The sequence below is a fragment of the Sphingorhabdus sp. genome, from assembly GCF_023910635.1.
Classification (GTDB): domain Bacteria; phylum Pseudomonadota; class Alphaproteobacteria; order Sphingomonadales; family Sphingomonadaceae; genus Sphingorhabdus_B.
In genome coordinates this window covers 12,623-30,350 of the sequence record NZ_JAAVVZ010000028.1, presented here as the reverse complement: position 1 = coordinate 30,350, position 17,728 = coordinate 12,623, and the positions used below count along the sequence as shown (strand labels likewise).

Here is a 17,728-nt window from a genome sequence, read left to right as displayed (position 1 = left end):
TTTTCATCGCTGTCCGAACCATGCACTGTGTTGGCTTCGATGCTTTCGGCCAATTCCTTGCGGATGGTGCCGGGTTCCGCATTTTCGGGGTTTGTCGCGCCCATGATGTCGCGGTTGCGCTGCATGGCGTCTTCGCCTTCAAGCACTTGAACGACCACTGGCCCGCTGATCATGAATTCGACGAGTTCGCCAAAGAACGGGCGTTCTTTGTGCACGGCGTAAAAGCCTTCGGCTTGTGCACGCGACATATGAATGCGCTTTGAAGCCACAACGCGCAGGCCGGCTTCTTCAAGCATCTTGGTCACGGCACCTGTCAGGTTGCGGCGTGTTGCGTCGGGCTTGATGATCGAAAATGTGCGTGTAACCGCCATGGGATGCTCCAAAGATATAGGGGTGAATTTGGCGCGCATCTAACGATGCTTGGCTTTTTGTGCAAGCTTTATGGGCCTTGTACCCATTTGCCGCCATCCTGTTTCCAGTAACGCCGTTCCACGCCATCGCTTAAGCTTCGCCACGCGGCGCGCGCATTGTCCGTATGGCTGGGCGGAAAAAGGTAAAAAATGCGATCGAATTCTTTTTCAATCGGACGCCAATTTCCATCGGCAATGGCCACAAAACCCGCTTTATTTGCAGCTTCGGCAACATGGGACAGCAATATGGGTTGCAGGGCATCCTCTGCCTCGCCTGCCTTGGCGTGCGCCAGAAAGCTGTCCGCCTTTGCCGTCCAAAGCGCGGACGATATGGCGTCCAATTGCGCTTCGTCGTCACTGACAATCAATAACCGCCCGTCATCGTCCAATATACGCTGGGCAATGATGGGAAGTATCTTTTCAGCAGGATCGCGGGTGAGCTGATAGAAATCGACCTGCATGATGCGACTAAATCAGCCTTCGAAATTGTCGGCGACGAAGCGATCAAGCAAGCGCACGCCAAATCCGGTTGCGCCCTTGTCCCATACGGGACCCGGCTTGTCGGCCCACACGGTCCCCGCAATATCAAGATGCGCCCATTTGACGCCGTCCTTGATAAAGCGGCCCAAGAATTGCGCGGCGGTAATGGAACCTGCGCCTTTCCCGCCGATATTCTTCATATCGGCAATCGGGCTGTCGATCATCTTGTCATAAGCCTTCGACAAGGGGAACCGCCACAGCGGGTCGCCTGATGCCTTACCCGCTGCCGTGAGCTTATCGGCAAGTTCATCACTGTTCGAGAATAGCCCTGCATATTCACTGCCAAGCGACACAATGATCGCGCCCGTCAGTGTCGCCAAATCGACGATATATTCTGGGTTATACTTCTGCTGCACCCAATGCAGCGCGTCGCACAAAACAAGGCGGCCCTCTGCATCGGTGTTCAGCACCTCAATCGTTTGGCCCGACATTGACGTGACGACGTCACCGGGACGTTGCGCATTACCGTCCGGCATGTTCTCCACAAGGCCGCAGACGCCGACGACATAGGCCTTGGCCTTGCGTCCCGCCAATGCCTTCATGGCACCTGCAACAGCGCCCGCGCCACCCATATCCCATTTCATATCTTCCATGCCTGCGGCTGGCTTGATGGAAATACCACCTGTGTCGAACGTCACACCCTTGCCGACCAATGCAACTGGCCGTTGCTGAGCGCCGCCAGTGCCGTCCCACTTCATTACCAGCAGGCGCGCTGGGCGACGAGATCCTTGCGCCACGCCCAGAAGCGCCCCCATGCCAAGCGCCGCCATATCCTGATCATCCAGCACGCTGATTTCGACGCCCAGTTCTTTCAAATGCTGGCACCGCTCAACGAAGCTCTCGGGATAAATGATATTAGCGGGTTCAGTCACCAATTCCTTAGTCAGGGCAACGCCTTCGGCCACCGCATGATAACTTGTCCAATGTGCGCTGGCCTCTTTAGGCGCAGCAACGACGGTGAACGAGTCCACAGTCGGCTTTGACGTTTCGGGCAATTTGGTGCGATATTTGTCCATCCGCCAATTGCGCAGCGTTGCGCCAAAAGCGACCTCTGCCGCGTGTTGCGCCGTCAAATTAGCCCCATGAATGGCAATGTGCTTTGCGCCCGATGTCTGCACCTTGGCGATAATGTCTCCGCCAGCTTTCTGGTAATCAGCCGCCTCATCTTCCGCCACGCCCAGTAGCATGATGCGCACCAACTTACCGTCTTGTTCGTTGATCAACAGAAAACTTTGTCCAGCAGCACCCTCAAACCGTGCAAGCTTTGCGGTTGCGCGAATAATGTCCGTTTTTTCCAAGGGAAATTCGAAACCGGCAAAATTGCCTTTGGTAACGATAAATGCGATCACGTCGGCATCCTGCGGGCGCGCATGGGTAAAATTGATTTTCATGGAAATAAACAGCCTTTCCGCCGAGTGTTATGTTTGTCGTTTCTATAGGCCTATTACCGGTTCCGGTTAAAGCAAAAGATGATATGAATATGCGAGCGCTTAAACCCAAATAATGCCATGCGTGGCAACATGGGTGGACCCGCGGCAATAGCGGCGATAAAGGGCATATCGGTTTTTATGATTATTCCTGCCCCTCGGCCCGCCCTTTTTCGTTTCCTGCTTATGCCGATATTGCTCGGATGCGGCGCGTTGCCGACAGTCGCGATGGCCCAAACCGCAGCATCCGCCGAAACAACGCCGCAGCCCAGCGACCCGATTGGGTTTTCTGCTGCGGATCTCGAATATGATCCGAATACCGAAGTCGTAACGGCCAAAGGCAACGTAATTGCCAATCGCGACGGTTATGTCGTGCGCGCAGATACCATCGTATGGAACCGCACGACTGGCCAAGTTGTGGCCGAGGGAAATATCCGCACGGTCGGACCAGAAGGTGACGTTGCTTATGGTGACAAAGTCGAGCTTACCGACGCCCTAAAAGACGGCGTTATCAACAATATGCTGGTGGTGCTGGCCGACAAGAGCCGCCTCGCCGCCAATCGTGGCGCACGCAAAGATGGCGTCTATACGCTAAACTACGCCGCCTACACCGCGTGTAAGGTAGAAACCGCCGATGGCTGCCCGAAAAAGCCAAGCTGGGAGGTAAAGGCGGTCAAAGTCGTCTATGACCCCGCCAAGAAACGTGTTGATTACGAAGGCGCGCGTATCGAGCTTTTTGGGTTACCCGTTATACCGTTACCGTTTTTATCGCACCCTGTCGGTACAAAGGCGGGCAGCGGCTTTCTCGTTCCAAGCATCGGTTTCTCCCGCAACAACGGCGTTGAGTTGGAGCAATCTTATTATTGGCGCATCACCCAAAATCGGGATGTAACCGGATCAGTCACTGCATTTTCCGATGCGGCACCTTTGGGCCGCGTGAATTTTCGGTCATTGGAAAAATACGGCGCGGTCGACCTGACGGCATATGGCACATATAGTGACCGCATTAGCACAAGCGGAGTTGAAAGCTCCGTTGGGAAAAATGTGTTTCGTGGATATCTGGAGGGCGCTGGCCGGTTTCAATTCGACCCATCCTGGTCATTTTCGGCATCCGGTCGCTATGCATCCGATCGGACATTCCTTCGGCGCTATGACATAAGCCGCGACGACAGGCTGCGTTCGACATTTTCGGCAGAGCGGATCGGCGACAAAAGCTACTTTTCATTGGCAGGCTGGGCTGTGCAGACTTTGCGTACAGGCGACCCACAAGGGCTTGCGCCTATTGCGCTGCCCGAAATAGATTACCGCTTGCGTATGGATGCCCCGGTGGTTGGAGGAACTTTTCAGCTTCAGGCCAACAGCCTAGCCATTGCCCGCACGGAGGGACAAGACACGCAACGGGCCTTTGCCTCCGCCAAGTGGGACTTGCGGACAATTAATGGCCTTGGTCAAGAAGTGAACTTTACTATGCTTGCGCGTGGCGATGTCTACAACAGCGACAATAATGCAAGCACGCTTACGGCAATTTACCGCGGTGAAACCGGCTGGCAAACGCGCAGCATATTTGCAGCGGCGGCAGACGTTAAATGGCCTTTCGTAGGAAAGGCCTTTGGCGGTACGCAGATTTTTACGCCACGCGTTCAGGTCGTGGCAGCGCCGTCCATTAGCAATCTGAAGATTCCAAACGAAGATTCGCGGGCGGTCGACCTTGAGGATAGCAATCTTTTCGCGCTGAACCGGTTTCCCGGCTATGACCGGTTTGAAGACGATTATCGCATAACCTATGGCTTCGACTGGGCCTTGCGGAAGACCAATTTTACGGCCGATGTCAATTTGGGCCAAAGCTACCGCTTATCCAACCGGGCTTCGATCTTCCCCGACGGGACAGGACTTTCGGACAAGGCATCAGACATTGTCGGCCGTTCAGAATTTCGCTTTAAAGATATCGTAAAGCTAACGCACCGTTTCAGACTGGATAAGGACAATTTGGCCATCCGGCGTAACGAAGTCGACGCCACGATTGGTTCACGCGGAACCTATTTGCAGGCGGGCTACCTACAGTTGAACCGCAATATTGGTCCGACGCTAGAAGATTTGAATGACCGGGAAGAAATTCGTCTCGCTGGGCGTGTCCGTGTTGCGCGCTACTGGTCGGTTTTTGGATCGACCATTCTTGACCTTACCGATGCCAACGAAGACCCCTCAATCCTCTCGGATGGGTTCGACCCCATCCGGCACAGGCTTGGCGTCTCCTATGATGACGATTGCTTATCATTAAGCCTAACGTGGCGCCGCGACTATCAGCCTGTGGGCGATTCCCAGCGCGGTAACAGCTTCCTGTTCCGTCTGGCATTTCGCAATCTGGGTGTGTAAGGCGTCATTAAGAAATATTCTGACGGGTTTCTAGCCGCTCATCTGCTGTTCAGCAGGCATTGGCTACTTGGCCGTCCGAACCTGATACTGTATTGGATCAATATCAATGAAGTTATTCACGCGCTTGTCCTTCGCTGCCGTGCTCGTTTCCGCCACGGCACTGACACCGCTAATTGCGCAAACGGCCTCTGATGCTATCGCCCCTGAGTCCAATTTGGATATACCCGAAGGACAACAGTTGTTCGGCAAAAACGACCCCAATGTGCGTCGTGCAACTGCGCAGGTGAATGGTGAAATCATCACTGGCACGGACATTGATCACCGCCTTGCGCTTATCGTCGCTGCGAATGACAACAAATTACCGCCAGAAGAACTCGCCCGTTTTCGCGCACAAATCTTGACCAATTTGATCGATGAAACATTGCAGATCCAAGAGGCGGCGGCCAATGAAATTGAAGTCACCGAAGCTGAAGTAAACCAATATTTCGACCGTGTCGCGCGACAGAACTTCAACCGCCCAGCAAACGAGGTCGAAAAATATCTGGTATCCATTGGTGCGTCGGTCGCAACACTCAAGCGCCAAATTAAGGGCGAGCTTTCCTGGAGCCGACTGCTTTCGCGCAATGTACGTCCATCTGCGAATGTAAGCGACGACGAAGTTAACGCTATCATTGAACGCATTAAGGCAACCAAGGGCACCACTGAATATCGCTTGGGCGAAATTTATTTGGCGGCGACGCCTGAAACATTGCCGTCAGTGCAGGAAGGCGCCAAAAAAATAATTGATCAATTGCGCCAAGGCGGCAACTTCGTAGCTTACGCGCGGCAGTTTTCTGAAGCATCCACTGCGTCTGTCGGCGGTGATCTGGGTTGGTTGTCGCTCGCGCAATTGCCACAGTCGCTGGCCACGGCAGCAGCAAGTATGAACAGTAACGAGGTTAAAGCCGTGGGATCGCCTGGCGGTATCTCTATCCTTTTACTGATTGATAAACGCCAGGTGGCGACCTCTGATCCACGAGACTCCGTGTTAAGCTTGAAGCAAATTGCAATCAACTTCCCGAAGGGCACATCTGAAGCGCAGGTGACGCCATTGATCAAAAGGTTCAGCGAGGAAACGCAACAAATCTCCGGCTGCGGTGTCGCGGACGAGATGGCGCGCAAACTTGGCGCCGATGTGGTTAACCGAGACGGTATCAAAATCCGCGAATTACCTGCTCCATTGCAGCAGGTTATGCTCGATTTACAGGTTGGCCAATCAACACCACCTTATGGTTCTTTGGAAGATGGCGTTCGCGTATTCGTCCTGTGTGGTCGCGACGCACCACAAGAGGCGGCGTCGGAGAGTTTTGACGAAATCATGTCGCGATTGGAAGAAGAGCGCGTGAACAAGCGCGCCCGCATCTACCTGCGCGATTTACGCCGCGACGCCGTTATCGAATATAACTGATGCCGTCGGGCCGACTGGAACTGCCGCTGGCCGTTTCGGTCGGTGATCCGGCTGGAATCGGACCGGAAATTATTGGAAAAGCATGGGAAGCTCGCCACGCCTCTGTCTTGGCGCCTTTCTTTGCCATTGGCGACATTGGAAGTTTCGCGCCGCACTGGGACGGCCCAGTTGTCCGCATTGAGAACCCGGCGGATACCTTCAAGCATTTTGATAGCGCGTTGCCGGTCATTCAATTGCATAACTGCTTATCGGTTGTTCCAGGACGTCCCGACCTTGATGGCGCGCATTGTGCGTATCAGGCGTTGGAAATGGCGATTGGCTTTGCCCGGGCAGGGAGCGCCGCCGCCTTGGTCACTGGCCCTGTTTCCAAATCGCAGCTTTATGCCGTTGGGTTTACGCACCCCGGCCAAACCGAATTCATTGCCGAACGCTGCGGCGTAGCCAAGAATAATGCGGTCATGATGCTCGCTGGCCCGGACCTGCGCGTGGTCCCGATGACGACCCATATTCCGCTTGCCGAAGTCGCGGCAAAGCTGGACGGAAGGTTGATCCGTCAACGATTGCGCGCCACAGCAAAGGGATTGCAGCGTAATTTTGGTATCGAAAATCCACGGCTCGCGGTCGCTGGTTTCAACCCCCATGCCGGAGAATTGGGCAATATGGGTCGCGAAGAGCTAGAAATATTTGAACCCGCCATTGCGCAGATCAGGAGCGAAGGTTTCAATGTCATTGGCCCCCTGCCCGCCGACACCATGTTTCATGCCGAGGCACGCGCGCAATATGACGCCGCCTTATGCGCCTATCATGACCAAGCGCTTATTCCACTGAAAACACTGTATTTCCACGATGCTGTCAACATCACTCTTGGATTGCCCGTCGTCAGGACATCGCCGGACCATGGCACGGCTTTCGGTATAGCTGGCCAAAATAAGGCACTGCCATATTCCATGATTGCAGCAATCAAAATGGCGGAGTCAGCGGCATTATACCGCCTTGCCGCCGCCGATGGTGGTTGATGACGGTTTCACTGCCCCCACTTAGGGAGGTCATTGCCCGCCATGGCCTGTCGGCCAGCAAGGCACTTGGCCAAAACTTCCTTTTTGATGAGAAACTGCTTGATCGTATCGCGGCCATTCCCGGCCCATTGGCGGGCGAAGTTGTGTATGAAGTAGGCCCCGGCCCCGGTGGCCTCACACGGGCACTGTTGCGCGCCGGTGCACATGTTGTTGCCGTAGAGCGCGACCATCGCTGCTTACCAGCGCTCGCCGATCTGGCGGAGGCATTTCCCGGCCAATTGCGCGTGATTGAGGGCGATGCCCTCAAAATCGATCCCTTTGCCGAAATCGGCGCGCCCTTTCACATCGTTTCCAACCTGCCCTATAATGTGGGCACCGCGCTGGCCGTTGGCTGGCTTGGCGGCAATGCATGGCCACCAACATGGAAAAGCCTCACGCTTATGTTCCAACGCGAAGTTGCTGACAGGATAGTGTCCTCCCCTGGCACCGGCGCATTTGGCCGCCTGGCCATATTGGCGCAGTGGCGTTCGAATGCGTCAATTGCAATGCCAGTCCATCGCTCCGCTTTTACCCCGCCGCCAAAGGTCATGTCCGCCGTAGTGCACATCACACCCAAGGAAGCGGCAAACGGGGTCAAAATGTCGGTGTTGGAAAATCTGACGGGTGCCGCCTTCGGGCAGAGGCGCAAAATGCTCCGGCAAAGTCTCAAAGGCGTTCCCGGCGCTTTGGAGGCACTCCACAGAACTGGAATTGCCGAAGATCGCCGCCCTGAAACAATCAGCATAGCCGAATGGTGCGCGCTCGCACGGGAAATTGGATAACCCAATACGCTAGGGGTGGTCCTTTTATGCGACCAAAGCTAAGATCGTTTCATGCATACACTAACCGACAGCGAACGACAGGTTCTTGAAACAATTCAACAGCGGCCCATGCTTGACCAAGTAGAAAGCTGGTCCGCGGTGAACAGCGGTTCCGGCAATCTCGATGGCTTGGCGACGACCGCAAAAATGCTGGCTGATGCGTTTTCAGTTCTTCCTGGCGAAGTTACCCTGGTTAATCCCGAACCGGTCGACCGCGTGCTGGCCGACGGATCCATCAAAACTGTCGCGCATGGGCAGCATCTGTTGGTCACAGTGCGCCCTGATGCGCCGACACAATTGTTGTTTACGGGCCATATGGACACGGTTTTTCCTGCGGACCATGAATTTCAGAAGCTGCGCTGGTTGGATGACGGGGTGCTCAATGGCCCCGGTGTTGCCGACATGAAAGGCGGTATTTCCGTCATGCTCGCCGCATTGCGCGCGGTTGAACTTTCGGCAAGCCTATCGCGTACGGGGTATCAAGTCCTTATCAACAGCGATGAGGAAGTTGGCTCACCTTCATCAGCGAAGCTCCTAACCGAGCTTGCGCGGAACAAGTTGGCAGCGTTAACCTATGAACCTGCACTGCCCGACGGCACGCTGGCCGGGGCACGTGGCGGGAGTGGCAATTTCTCAATCATTTTTTCAGGCTTGTCAGCACATGCCGGGCGCAACCCCGATGATGGCCGCAATGCGTTATTGGCGGCGGCGGATCTCGCGCTTCGGCTCAAGCGGCTCTCGCGCGAAGGGCTTTCGGTCAACCCTGCCAAAATCGATGGTGGCGGGCCGAATAATGTAGTGCCCAACCACGCCATCTTGCGCGTTAACTTCCGACCACGTACGCCGGAGATTGTAACACAGACCGAGGCAGATTTGCACCGGATCATCGCCGACATCGAACGCGAACATGACGTGCGTGCCCATCTGCATGGCAGTTTTGGCCGCCCACCCAAGCCAATTGACGACGGAGCCGCCAAGCTATTTGCCCTCGTAAAGCAAACTGGCGCTGATCTTGGCCTATCCATCGCCTGGCGTTCCAGCGGCGGCGTGTGTGATGGTAATAACATCGCGGCATGCGGCGTCCCGGCGGTCGATACGATGGGCGTTCGCGGCGGCAATATTCACAGCAAAGATGAATTCCTCATCGTCGAAAGCCTAACAGAGCGCGCGCAATTGTCCGCACTGACCATCATGCGTTTATCAGAAAAAGGGGCTTTATGACTTTCCTGATCCGTCCGGCAAATATGGGCGATTTGCAACCGATTTACGAAATGGCGAAACGCACCGGCGGTGGTTTCACCAACTTGCCACCGGACAAGGAAGCGTTGTCGGCAAAGCTGCAACGGTCTGCCGCTGGATTTGACCGCGTGGGGGATGATGTTGCAGACGACCTGTATGTGTTCGTGTTGCAGAACAGCATCACCGGCGAAGTGCGCGGCACCTGCCAAATCTTTGGCAAGGTTGGGCAGACATGGCCGTTTTACAGCTATCGCATTGGCGCGCTAACCCAGCATAGTGTGGAATTGGAACGCACATTCCGTGCGGACATCTTAAACCTCTCGACCGATCTGGAGGGCGCCACAGAAGTCGGCGGTTTGTTCCTGCACCCCGGTGAACGCGCTGGTGGGCTAGGCCTGTTGATTGCGCGCAGCCGTTATCTTTTCATTCGCAATCACCGCCAAAGGTTCGCAAACAGAACTATTGCCGAATTACGCGGCGTGATCGACGAGGCTGGCGGCTCTCCTTTCTGGGATGGCGTGGCCGGACGCTTTTTCGGGATGAGCTTTCAAGAGGCCGACGAATTCAACGCGAAATTCGGCAACCAATTCATTGCCGACCTCATGCCCAAGCATCCAGTATATATCGCCATGCTTCAGGAAAGCGCAAAAGCCGTGATTGGCGTGCCACACCCTTCTGGCCGCGCGGCCATGCGTATGCTGGAAAATGAAGGTTTCGGGTGGGAAAATTATATCGACATTTTTGACGGTGGCCCAACGATGACCGCCCGCACTGACCAGATCCGGAGTATCCGCGAGGCAAAGGATGTGACGATAACGGAGATAAGCAATTCCGCACGCGAACAGAAGGGCTACCAAAAGAAGTTGCTTACATTGGGCCGCTTGCACGCATTTAAGGCCGCTTATGGCTGGATTGATGATCGCGGCGATGACGTCATCATTGATGCAGAATGTGCGCGGGCGCTGAATATTTCGGTTGGCGATCAGGTTACTTATGTGGAGCGGTCTTAATGGCTTTGGTAGAAATCAATTTTGACGGAATTATAGGGCCAAGCCATAATTATGCCGGGCTAAGCCTTGGCAATTTGGCTTCGTCAAACAACGCTGGCGCGGCATCTTACCCCAAAGCTGCGGCGTTACAGGGCATTGAGAAGATGCGCGCCAACATTGGTCTTGGTCTGGCGCAAGGGTTTTTCATGCCGCTTGATCGGCCAAACCAGAACTGGCTCAGCGGGCTTGCAACCAACATGCAATCGGCCGAGCCACATATCCGCGCTGCCGCTTTTTCGGCTTCTGCAATGTGGGCGGCCAATGCGGCGACTGTTTCGCCCGGGCCAGACACGGCGGACGGCAAATGCCATTTGTCGGCTGCAAATTTGCTCACGATGGCGCACCGAAGCCATGAGTGGACAGGGACGCTGGCGCAGTTGCAGTTGGCCTTTGCTAATGAACAGCATTTTGCGGTGCATGGCCCAGTTCCAGCGCCATTTGGCGACGAGGGTGCAGCCAATTTCATGCGCTTATGCGCATCGCATGATGCAGCGGGTGTCGAAATATTTGTCTATGGCAAAACCGGCGGCCCCTTCCCTGCGCGACAGCATATTGAGGCTTCAAAGGCCATAGCGCGCGCGCACCGGCTTGACCAGGCCAAAACTTTGTTTGTGCAGCAGTCCGAAGTTGCCATCGCCGCTGGCGCGTTTCACAATGATGTCGTTGCCGTGGCAAATGAACGCGTGCTTTTCACGCATGAACATGCGTTTGAGTACCCAGAGCAGACCTATGCCGATGTTAAACGGCTTATGCCTGCGGCAGAAATCATCATCGTCCCAGCAGACCGCGTTAGCCTTGCAGACGCCATTCAAAGCTATTTGTTCAATGCGCAGTTAGTCACCTTGCCCGACGGCGGCATGGCGCTTATTTTGCCCAGCGAAGCGCAAGAAAATGCCCGAGTTTGGGGCTGGCTGACTGAAATGGTCGATGGCAATGGCCCCATCCGCAAGCTTGTACCAGTGGACGTGCGCCAATCAATGGCAAATGGCGGCGGCCCGGCCTGCCTGCGCCTGCGGGTTGTTGCCGATCCCGCAACGGTTGACCCGCGCTTTATCGCCGATGCGGCAAAGCTGGACGCCATAGCGGAAATTGTTGCCGCGCATTGGCCAGAGAGCATCACGCCCGACCAGCTTGGCGACGCCGATTTGCTGGTTAAGGTCCGGTCGGCTCGTTTGGCGTTGTTGGAGGCCACCGACCTCATTACGCTCGCCTGACGGTCCAGATTTCTAACAACGCGCGGGGATTGGACCATTGAGGCGAGAGCATCAATCCGGCACGCGCATATAAAAAGGGTCCCGGATTCTGTTGCCCGGCTCCGGGGGGCCGCTGTAACCTTTCTGTTGCCCGGCCGGTTCGGCCGCGTTCTTTTAGTGTAAGTTTAGACCGTGAGGCCCAAAATTACGCTGCGAGAGCAAGTGCTGAGTTATCGTTTGCACCTATTGGTTATGAACCATTTCACGGCTTATTCATGCCGGGCAAAAACAATGCTTTTCAACGCACGTCGATCCTAGTTCAGCCCCTCCAAGACCTCTGACAAACAGAGATTTTGGTGGAGCTGCCGGGTACCGCCCCCGGGTCCGCTGCACCTATTGCACATCGCAATTTATCACCATAGCCGGGCGAACCCGGCACCGACCCATATAGGCCCTTTTTCATGAATGGGAAGTGAAGGCGGTTACAGACCCTGCATATTTCGGCTTTCCGCCGGAACATGGACAACCAACCCGTCAAGTTCGGGCGTCAGGATGATTTGGCAAGACAGGCGGCTCGTGCGTCGTGCGCCACTGGCAAGGTCAAGCATATCCTCCTCATCCTCAACCGCGCGGGGGAGCCTGTCGAACCAATCCTTATCAATGATCACATGGCAGGTGGAACATGCCATTTGTCCTTCGCAGGTGCCCTCCAAAGGCTGCCCAGCGGCTTGCGCGACGTCGAGCAGGTTCCGACCATCGACTGCTTGGACCTCTTGCGATTCGCCGTCGGCACTGATGAACGTGACTGTGATCATAACATCGCCTCTGCTGCTCGGTTGATTGCCTCTGCCGCAATATCAATCTCTTCAGCCGTCGTATAGCGGCCAAAGCCCAAGCGGATGGAAGATTTTGCCTGCGCATCAGTGAGGCCGATTGCGCGTAACACATGGCTTGGGCGACCGGAGCCACTGGCACAAGCGCTCCCCGCAGAAAATGCGATGTTCCGGCATTCGGAAATCAGTCGCGCCGCGTCAACGCCTTCGCGGCGAAGGTTGAGGTTGCCTTTATAGCGTTCAGCCGTTGCGCCATTAATGGTCCAGTCAGCGAACGCTGCCAAAGCGCGGTCCCATAGGGCGGAGACATGCACGGCGTCGATTGCCATCCGCTCCGCTGCCAATTTCGCCGCAGCGCCAAAGCCTGCGCATAAAGCAGGTGAGAGCGTGCCAGAGCGCATGCCTTGCTCTTGCCCCCCGCCCAGCATTTGTGGGGTAAGTGACACGCCATCGCGCACCCACAAAGCGCCGATGCCCTTTGGCCCATGAATTTTATGCGCGGATATTGCGATCATGTCGGGGCCATCGGGAATAGGCATCCGGCCAAAAGCTTGCACGGCATCGCACAGGAAAAGCTTGTTTTGGGCGTGGGCGGCAGCGGCGAGATCGGCAATAGGTTGAATGGTTCCAATCTCGTTGTTGATAAGCATGATGGCCAATAGTTCCTCCCCAGCATGGGGAGGGGGACCACGCAAAGCGGGGTGGAGGGGGTCTGCAGCAATATGTGGCGGTTTGTCTCCCGCCCCCTCCGTCACGCCTGCGGCGTGCCACCTCCCCGTTTCGGGGAGGATTTGTAGAGCGCCTTCTTCAGTCACGGCTAGCACCTGACCATGCCGCGCATGCACGCAATCCAGAACCGCAGCATGCTCGGTCGCAGCTGCGCTCACCGGCAGACCAGCTCCCATAATCGCCAGATTAATCGCTTCTGTCGCGCCGGAGGTAAAGATAACGCGCCCGCCGGGTGGCAACAAAGCCGCCACCTGATCACGGGCGACTTCAACCGCCGCTGCCGCCGCTCTGCCCGCTGCATGCGCGCTGTGCGGGTTTGCAAATCCGGTCTTTAGCCAAGGCTCCATTGCCGCAAAGGCTTCGGGCGCGAGCGGCGTCGTGGCTTGATAGTCCAGATATATCATGCGGCTTTTGCGCGGGCGGCGATGCTGCGCCAGACATCGATGAAGCGCGCGACCTCAGCGTCATTAGTGTCAACGCCAAAGCTGACGCGGATGACTTCGGACGCGGATATATCATCCCATCCCATCGCGCCAAGCACATGGCTGGTTTTTAGCGTCCCAGACGAGCAGGCGCTACCCGCAGAAACCGCGATCCCCGCCATGTCAAAGTTGATAAGCTGGCTCGATGCGGCAACGCCTGGCATATGGTAACTGCCGATGGTCGCTAGCCGGTTGCTTTCCGACGCAATTACAACGCCGCCAGATTCGACAACAGCGTCTTCCAATATTTTGCGGAGGCGGACCGCGTTTTCCATCCACAAAAACCCCGCCTCAAGCGCCACTGCAAATCCGATTGCAGCAGGCAAATTCTCCGTCCCACGTCTATAGCCTTGCTCTTGACCACCCGTCGGTGACAATAATCCAAGATTGCGCACGAGCAATGCGCCCATGCCCGGCGGCCCGCCCAATTTATGCGCCGAGACCGCAATCATATCAGCATCGGGAAGCGGCAGTTTCCCAGCGCTCTGCGAACAATCGGCGAAGAATATGCCGCCAACGTCCCGCACAGCGCCCGCAATCTGCGCCATGGGTTGGATAACGCCAGTTTCATTGTTCACCGATTGAATGGCATATCGTGCGTTGCCAATAATCGCACCCATATCGACTTGTCCAATATCCCCTACCGGCAAACGGTTCGGCCCAGCCACCGCCAGCACCGCATCATGCTCCACCGCACTCGCCACCGCCGCTGTTCCCCGAAGCCCAAGAGCAATCGCTTCGCTGGCTCCGCTCGTCAGGATGACTTCGCCATCCCAATCCAGCGCGGCTGCAATCCGCCTGCGTGCGTCCTCTAGCGCAAAGCGGGCCACCCTGCCCTCTTGATGCGGCGATGACGGATTGGCCCAACGCACCAATGCATCGGCCATCGCCGCGCGCGCCGCCGGAATGACCGGCGTTGTGGCGGCATGATCAAGATAGATGCGGGTTTGGTCGGGCATAGTTTCCATGACAGTTGCGAAAATCGCCACTGCTTCTATATAGCGCTTCCAGTTCCTGCAAAGCCCGAACCGTCGGGTAAAGCTCGGCACACACTCTTAGAATCGAAATTTTATATGCCCGCCATTGCTATTCCCGGTCCAGAAGGCCGCCTCGAAGCCCGTTTTTCGCCGCCACCGCGCCCACGAGCACCAATTGCAATGATACTGCATCCGCACCCGCAAGCGGGCGGAACAATGAACGACCGCATCACGCAACAGCTTTACAAAACCTTTGTGGCGCGCGGTTTTGGCGTCTTACGCTTCAACTTTCGTGGCGTTGGCCGAAGCGAAGGCGAATTTGACAATGGTATCGGTGAATTGTCGGACGCAGCGTCCGCGCTCGATTGGGTCCAAAGCTTCCACCCCGAAGCTTCCACCACATGGATAGCCGGTTTCAGCTTTGGCGCGTGGATCGGAATGCAACTTTTGATGCGCCGCCCGGAAATCCGTGGCTTCATCTCGGTTGCGCCTCCAGCCAACATGTATGATTTCAGCTTTCTGGCGCCTTGCCCTTCATCGGGTATCATCATTCAGGGCGTGAATGACGAGGTCGTGAACCCGAATGCGGTGCAAAAGCTGGTAGACAAACTCCGCACCCAGCGGCACATCACCATTCATCATGACGAAATTCCCCGCGCAAACCATTTCTTCGAAAATGAAATGGATTTGCTGATGGCATCGGTGAACGGCTATCTCGATTTCCGGTTGGACCCGAACTGTCCTATTAAGTGATTTTTTCGCGCAGGGGCGCAGAGGACGCGGAGAGGTATTGATCCAACGTCACCCTAAACTTGTTTCAGGGTCTTATTTCTGAGAACGCTCAGTATTAAGATTCTGAAACAAGTTCAGAATGACGTCAGCTTTTGCAATCTCCGCGCCCTCTGCGCCCCTGCGTGAACAAATCAGGGCTGCTCAACTGCGCCAGTTACCAATGATTGGCCTTTTTCATCCGGCACCACCCATATCGCCACATTGGCGCAGATAACCAAGGCCGCAGCGACCATTAGCCACATTTGCTGGCTCGCGCCGTCCCGCCGCCAGCGTTTCCATGCCCCATAGAGCAGCAGGAAAGCCGACAGCATGGCGATGGACAATAAGGCATTAAGCATGATCGCACCCATAAAGACGGTGGATAAGCTGCGCAATCACGGAAATTCGGCATGGCCTTTTACGGCGTGGTCCCATAGGGGGAAGTAGTTCGACTCAAGCTGCTACAGGATGTGCCATGCGTATCGCCATCGCCTCAGATCATGCCGCTCTCGCGCTGAAATCAGCGCTAGCTGAATATTTGCGCGCTGCCGGACATGATGTCGCCGACCTTGGCCCCCATGACGAAGCTTCAGTGGACTATCCCGATTACGGATATACGCTTGCAAGCGCGATAGCCGATGGTTCGGCGGAACGCGGCGTTGCCTTATGTGGGTCCGGGATTGGTATTTCTATCGCCGTGAACCGCAACCCTGCCGCGCGCGCCGCTCTTGTGTCTGAACCACTGTCGGCCCGCCTGTCCCGCGAACATAATGATGCCAATGTCATTGCCATGGGCGCACGCCTGATCGGAATTGAAATGGCAAAGGCGTGTATTGATGCATTTCTCTCAACCGAATTTGGTGGCGACCGGCACCAACGGCGCGTTGATAAATTATCCAACCCCATCATGACCAAGGAACCAGCATGAGCACGCGCCCCGCACACGATCTTTCCGATGTTCAGCCCGACGGCTTTTTCACACGTGGCTTGGCTGAAACCGATGCCGAAGTGTTTGCCGGCCTTACCCATGAACTGGACCGCGAGCAGAACCAGATTGAGCTGATTGCGTCCGAAAACATTGTGTCGAAAGCTGTGCTTGAGGCGCAGGGGTCGGTCTTCACCAATAAATATGCTGAGGGTTATCCCGGCAAGCGTTATTATCAGGGTTGCGCGCCCTCGGACGAAGTTGAAACATTAGCCATAGAACGCGCCAAGAAGCTGTTCAACGCTGGCTTTGCCAACGTCCAGCCGCATTCCGGCGCACAGGCCAATGGCGCGGTCATGCTGGCGCTCGTGAAACCAGGCGACACAATTTTGGGCATGAGCCTTGATGCAGGGGGCCATTTAACGCACGGCGCAAAGGCGGCCATGTCAGGCAAGTGGTTCAACGCGGTGCAGTTTGGCGTGAATCCAGAAACCCACTTGATTGATTTTGACGAAGTTGAGCGGCTTGCCAAGGAACATCGACCAAAAATCATCATTGCCGGGGGTTCTGCGTATCCGCGTATCATTGATTTCGCGCGCTTCCGCGCCATTGCTGACGAAGTCGGCGCGATCTTCCATGTTGATATGGCGCACTTTGCTGGCTTGGTTGCTGGCGGCGTTCACCCCAACCCGCTTGAGCATGCGCATGTCGTAACCAACACCACACATAAGACGCTCCGTGGACCGCGTGGAGGCATGATTATGACCAATGACGAGGCTATCGCCAAGAAGATCAACTCTGCGGTCTTCCCAGGCCTTCAGGGCGGCCCATTGATGCATGTCATTGCTGCCAAGGCTGTCGCCTTTGGCGAGGCCCTTCGCCCCGATTTCAAAACCTATGCCGCAGCGACGATTGCCAATGCGAAGGTTCTGGCCGCAACACTGCATGAACGCGGTGCTAATTTGGTTTCCGGCGGCACCGATACGCATTTGGCTTTGGTCGACCTGACTCCCCTCGGCATTACCGGACGCGATGCCGACGAGGCGTTGGAGCGCGCGGCTATCACCTGCAACAAAAACGGCATTCCCAATGATCCGCTGCCGCCGATGAAAACCAGCGGTATCCGGGTTGGTTCGCCTGCCGGAACGACACGCGGCTTTGGCGTAGTTGAATTCCGGGAGATTGGTCACATGATCTCTGACGTGCTTGAAGGCTTGCGTCAAAAGGGCGAGCACGGCGACGCGGCGGTCGAGGCCGAGGTCCGCCTTCGTGTCCGCGAATTGTGCAGCCGCTTCCCAATTTACCCGTCTTGAACTATAGAGGTGACTTACCCAATTAGGGTCAGGACCACGTAAATCCACATTCGTGGCGTCAAAATGGCGAAGATATCGAAGGAAAATGGCCGCTGCAGGCAGTTTTTCTGCCTGCAAGGGCATTTTGCTTTGAGATCGAAGCCA

At 55.9% G+C, this 17,728-nt stretch carries 17 protein-coding genes and 1 other RNA gene; 10 read left to right on the top strand and 8 right to left on the bottom strand.

Translation table 11 applies throughout. The annotated features are described in order from the left end of the window. From ndk to HEQ34_RS12690, 3 genes are all read right to left on the bottom strand, one after another. The coding region (gene ndk / locus HEQ34_RS12700; RefSeq protein ID WP_296201046.1) for a nucleoside-diphosphate kinase at positions 1–371 on the bottom strand (371 nt) is incomplete at its 3' end. Positions 372–439: 68 nt separating this feature from the next. After that, a complete protein-coding gene (locus HEQ34_RS12695) occupies positions 440–871 on the bottom strand; it encodes a DNA polymerase III subunit chi (protein ID WP_296201044.1) in 432 nt (143 codons plus the stop codon). A gap of 12 nt (positions 872–883) precedes the next feature. Continuing rightward, positions 884–2,341 (bottom strand): leucyl aminopeptidase, encoded by a 1,458-nt coding sequence (locus HEQ34_RS12690; protein WP_296201042.1) that lies wholly within the window; start codon positions 2,339–2,341, stop codon positions 884–886. A 177-nt stretch (positions 2,342–2,518) separates the two neighbouring features. On the opposite strand from HEQ34_RS12690, the gene lptD reads away from it, so the two are divergent. The 7 genes from lptD to HEQ34_RS12655 all read left to right on the top strand — a co-directional run bounded on the left by lptD (position 2,519) and on the right by HEQ34_RS12655 (position 11,575). Continuing rightward, positions 2,519–4,750 (top strand): LPS assembly protein LptD, encoded by a 2,232-nt coding sequence (lptD, locus tag HEQ34_RS12685; RefSeq protein WP_296201040.1) that lies wholly within the window; start codon positions 2,519–2,521, stop codon positions 4,748–4,750. Between the two features lie 106 nt (positions 4,751–4,856). Then, a complete protein-coding gene (locus HEQ34_RS12680) occupies positions 4,857–6,197 on the top strand; it encodes a peptidylprolyl isomerase (protein ID WP_296201039.1) in 1,341 nt (446 codons plus the stop codon). Continuing rightward, positions 6,197–7,213: a 4-hydroxythreonine-4-phosphate dehydrogenase PdxA gene (gene pdxA, locus HEQ34_RS12675; RefSeq protein WP_296201037.1), complete on the top strand. Its 1,017-nt coding sequence runs from the start codon at positions 6,197–6,199 to the stop codon at positions 7,211–7,213. Before HEQ34_RS12680 ends, pdxA begins: the two co-directional genes overlap by 1 nt. Further along, a complete protein-coding gene (gene rsmA / locus HEQ34_RS12670; protein ID WP_296201035.1) occupies positions 7,213–8,034 on the top strand; it encodes a 16S rRNA (adenine(1518)-N(6)/adenine(1519)-N(6))-dimethyltransferase RsmA in 822 nt (273 codons plus the stop codon). The genes pdxA and rsmA overlap by 1 nt, the downstream gene beginning before the upstream one ends. Positions 8,035–8,085: 51 nt before the next feature. After that, positions 8,086–9,294, top strand: a complete 1,209-nt coding sequence (locus tag HEQ34_RS12665) for a hydrolase (protein ID WP_296201033.1) — start codon at positions 8,086–8,088, stop codon at positions 9,292–9,294. After that, positions 9,291–10,322 carry an arginine N-succinyltransferase gene (locus HEQ34_RS12660; RefSeq protein ID WP_296201031.1) on the top strand — a complete coding sequence of 344 codons (1,032 nt, stop codon included), beginning with the start codon at positions 9,291–9,293 and terminating at the stop codon, positions 10,320–10,322. The genes HEQ34_RS12665 and HEQ34_RS12660 overlap by 4 nt, the downstream gene beginning before the upstream one ends. Then, positions 10,322–11,575, top strand: a complete 1,254-nt coding sequence (locus HEQ34_RS12655) for an N-succinylarginine dihydrolase (RefSeq protein WP_296201028.1) — start codon at positions 10,322–10,324, stop codon at positions 11,573–11,575. Before HEQ34_RS12660 ends, HEQ34_RS12655 begins: the two co-directional genes overlap by 1 nt. 111 nt (positions 11,576–11,686) lie before the next feature. Here the strand turns inward: HEQ34_RS12655 and ssrA are convergent. From ssrA to HEQ34_RS12635, 4 genes are all read right to left on the bottom strand, one after another. Then, positions 11,687–12,030, bottom strand: a transfer-messenger RNA (tmRNA) gene (ssrA, locus tag HEQ34_RS12650). 6 nt (positions 12,031–12,036) lie between these two features. After that, complete coding sequence (locus HEQ34_RS12645) at positions 12,037–12,369, bottom strand: 2Fe-2S iron-sulfur cluster-binding protein (RefSeq protein ID WP_296201026.1); 333 nt, start codon at positions 12,367–12,369, stop codon at positions 12,037–12,039. Beyond that, on the bottom strand, positions 12,366–13,520 hold the full coding sequence (locus HEQ34_RS12640; RefSeq protein ID WP_296201023.1) for a cysteine desulfurase family protein: 1,155 nt from the start codon (positions 13,518–13,520) through the stop codon (positions 12,366–12,368). Before HEQ34_RS12640 ends, HEQ34_RS12645 begins: the two co-directional genes overlap by 4 nt. After that, on the bottom strand, positions 13,517–14,557 hold the full coding sequence (locus HEQ34_RS12635) for an aminotransferase class V-fold PLP-dependent enzyme (protein WP_296201018.1): 1,041 nt from the start codon (positions 14,555–14,557) through the stop codon (positions 13,517–13,519). The genes HEQ34_RS12640 and HEQ34_RS12635 overlap by 4 nt, the downstream gene beginning before the upstream one ends. Before the next feature lie 114 nt (positions 14,558–14,671). On the opposite strand from HEQ34_RS12635, the gene HEQ34_RS12630 reads away from it, so the two are divergent. After that, the gene (locus HEQ34_RS12630) at positions 14,672–15,328 is read left to right on the top strand and encodes an alpha/beta hydrolase (RefSeq protein ID WP_296201015.1); all 657 of its coding nucleotides are present in this window, start codon (positions 14,672–14,674) and stop codon (positions 15,326–15,328) included. 170 nt (positions 15,329–15,498) lie between these two features. Here HEQ34_RS12630 and HEQ34_RS12625 read toward each other — a convergent pair whose 3' ends face one another. Then, a complete protein-coding gene (locus HEQ34_RS12625) occupies positions 15,499–15,705 on the bottom strand; it encodes a hypothetical protein (protein ID WP_296201012.1) in 207 nt (68 codons plus the stop codon). A gap of 116 nt (positions 15,706–15,821) precedes the next feature. Between HEQ34_RS12625 and rpiB the strand changes: the two genes are divergently transcribed. Together rpiB and glyA are read left to right on the top strand one after the other, a co-directional pair. Further along, complete coding sequence (gene rpiB / locus HEQ34_RS12620) at positions 15,822–16,274, top strand: ribose 5-phosphate isomerase B (protein WP_296201009.1); 453 nt, start codon at positions 15,822–15,824, stop codon at positions 16,272–16,274. Continuing rightward, positions 16,271–17,584: a serine hydroxymethyltransferase gene (glyA, locus tag HEQ34_RS12615; protein ID WP_296201007.1), complete on the top strand. Its 1,314-nt coding sequence runs from the start codon at positions 16,271–16,273 to the stop codon at positions 17,582–17,584. The genes rpiB and glyA overlap by 4 nt, the downstream gene beginning before the upstream one ends. Positions 17,585–17,728 lie beyond the last annotated feature (144 nt).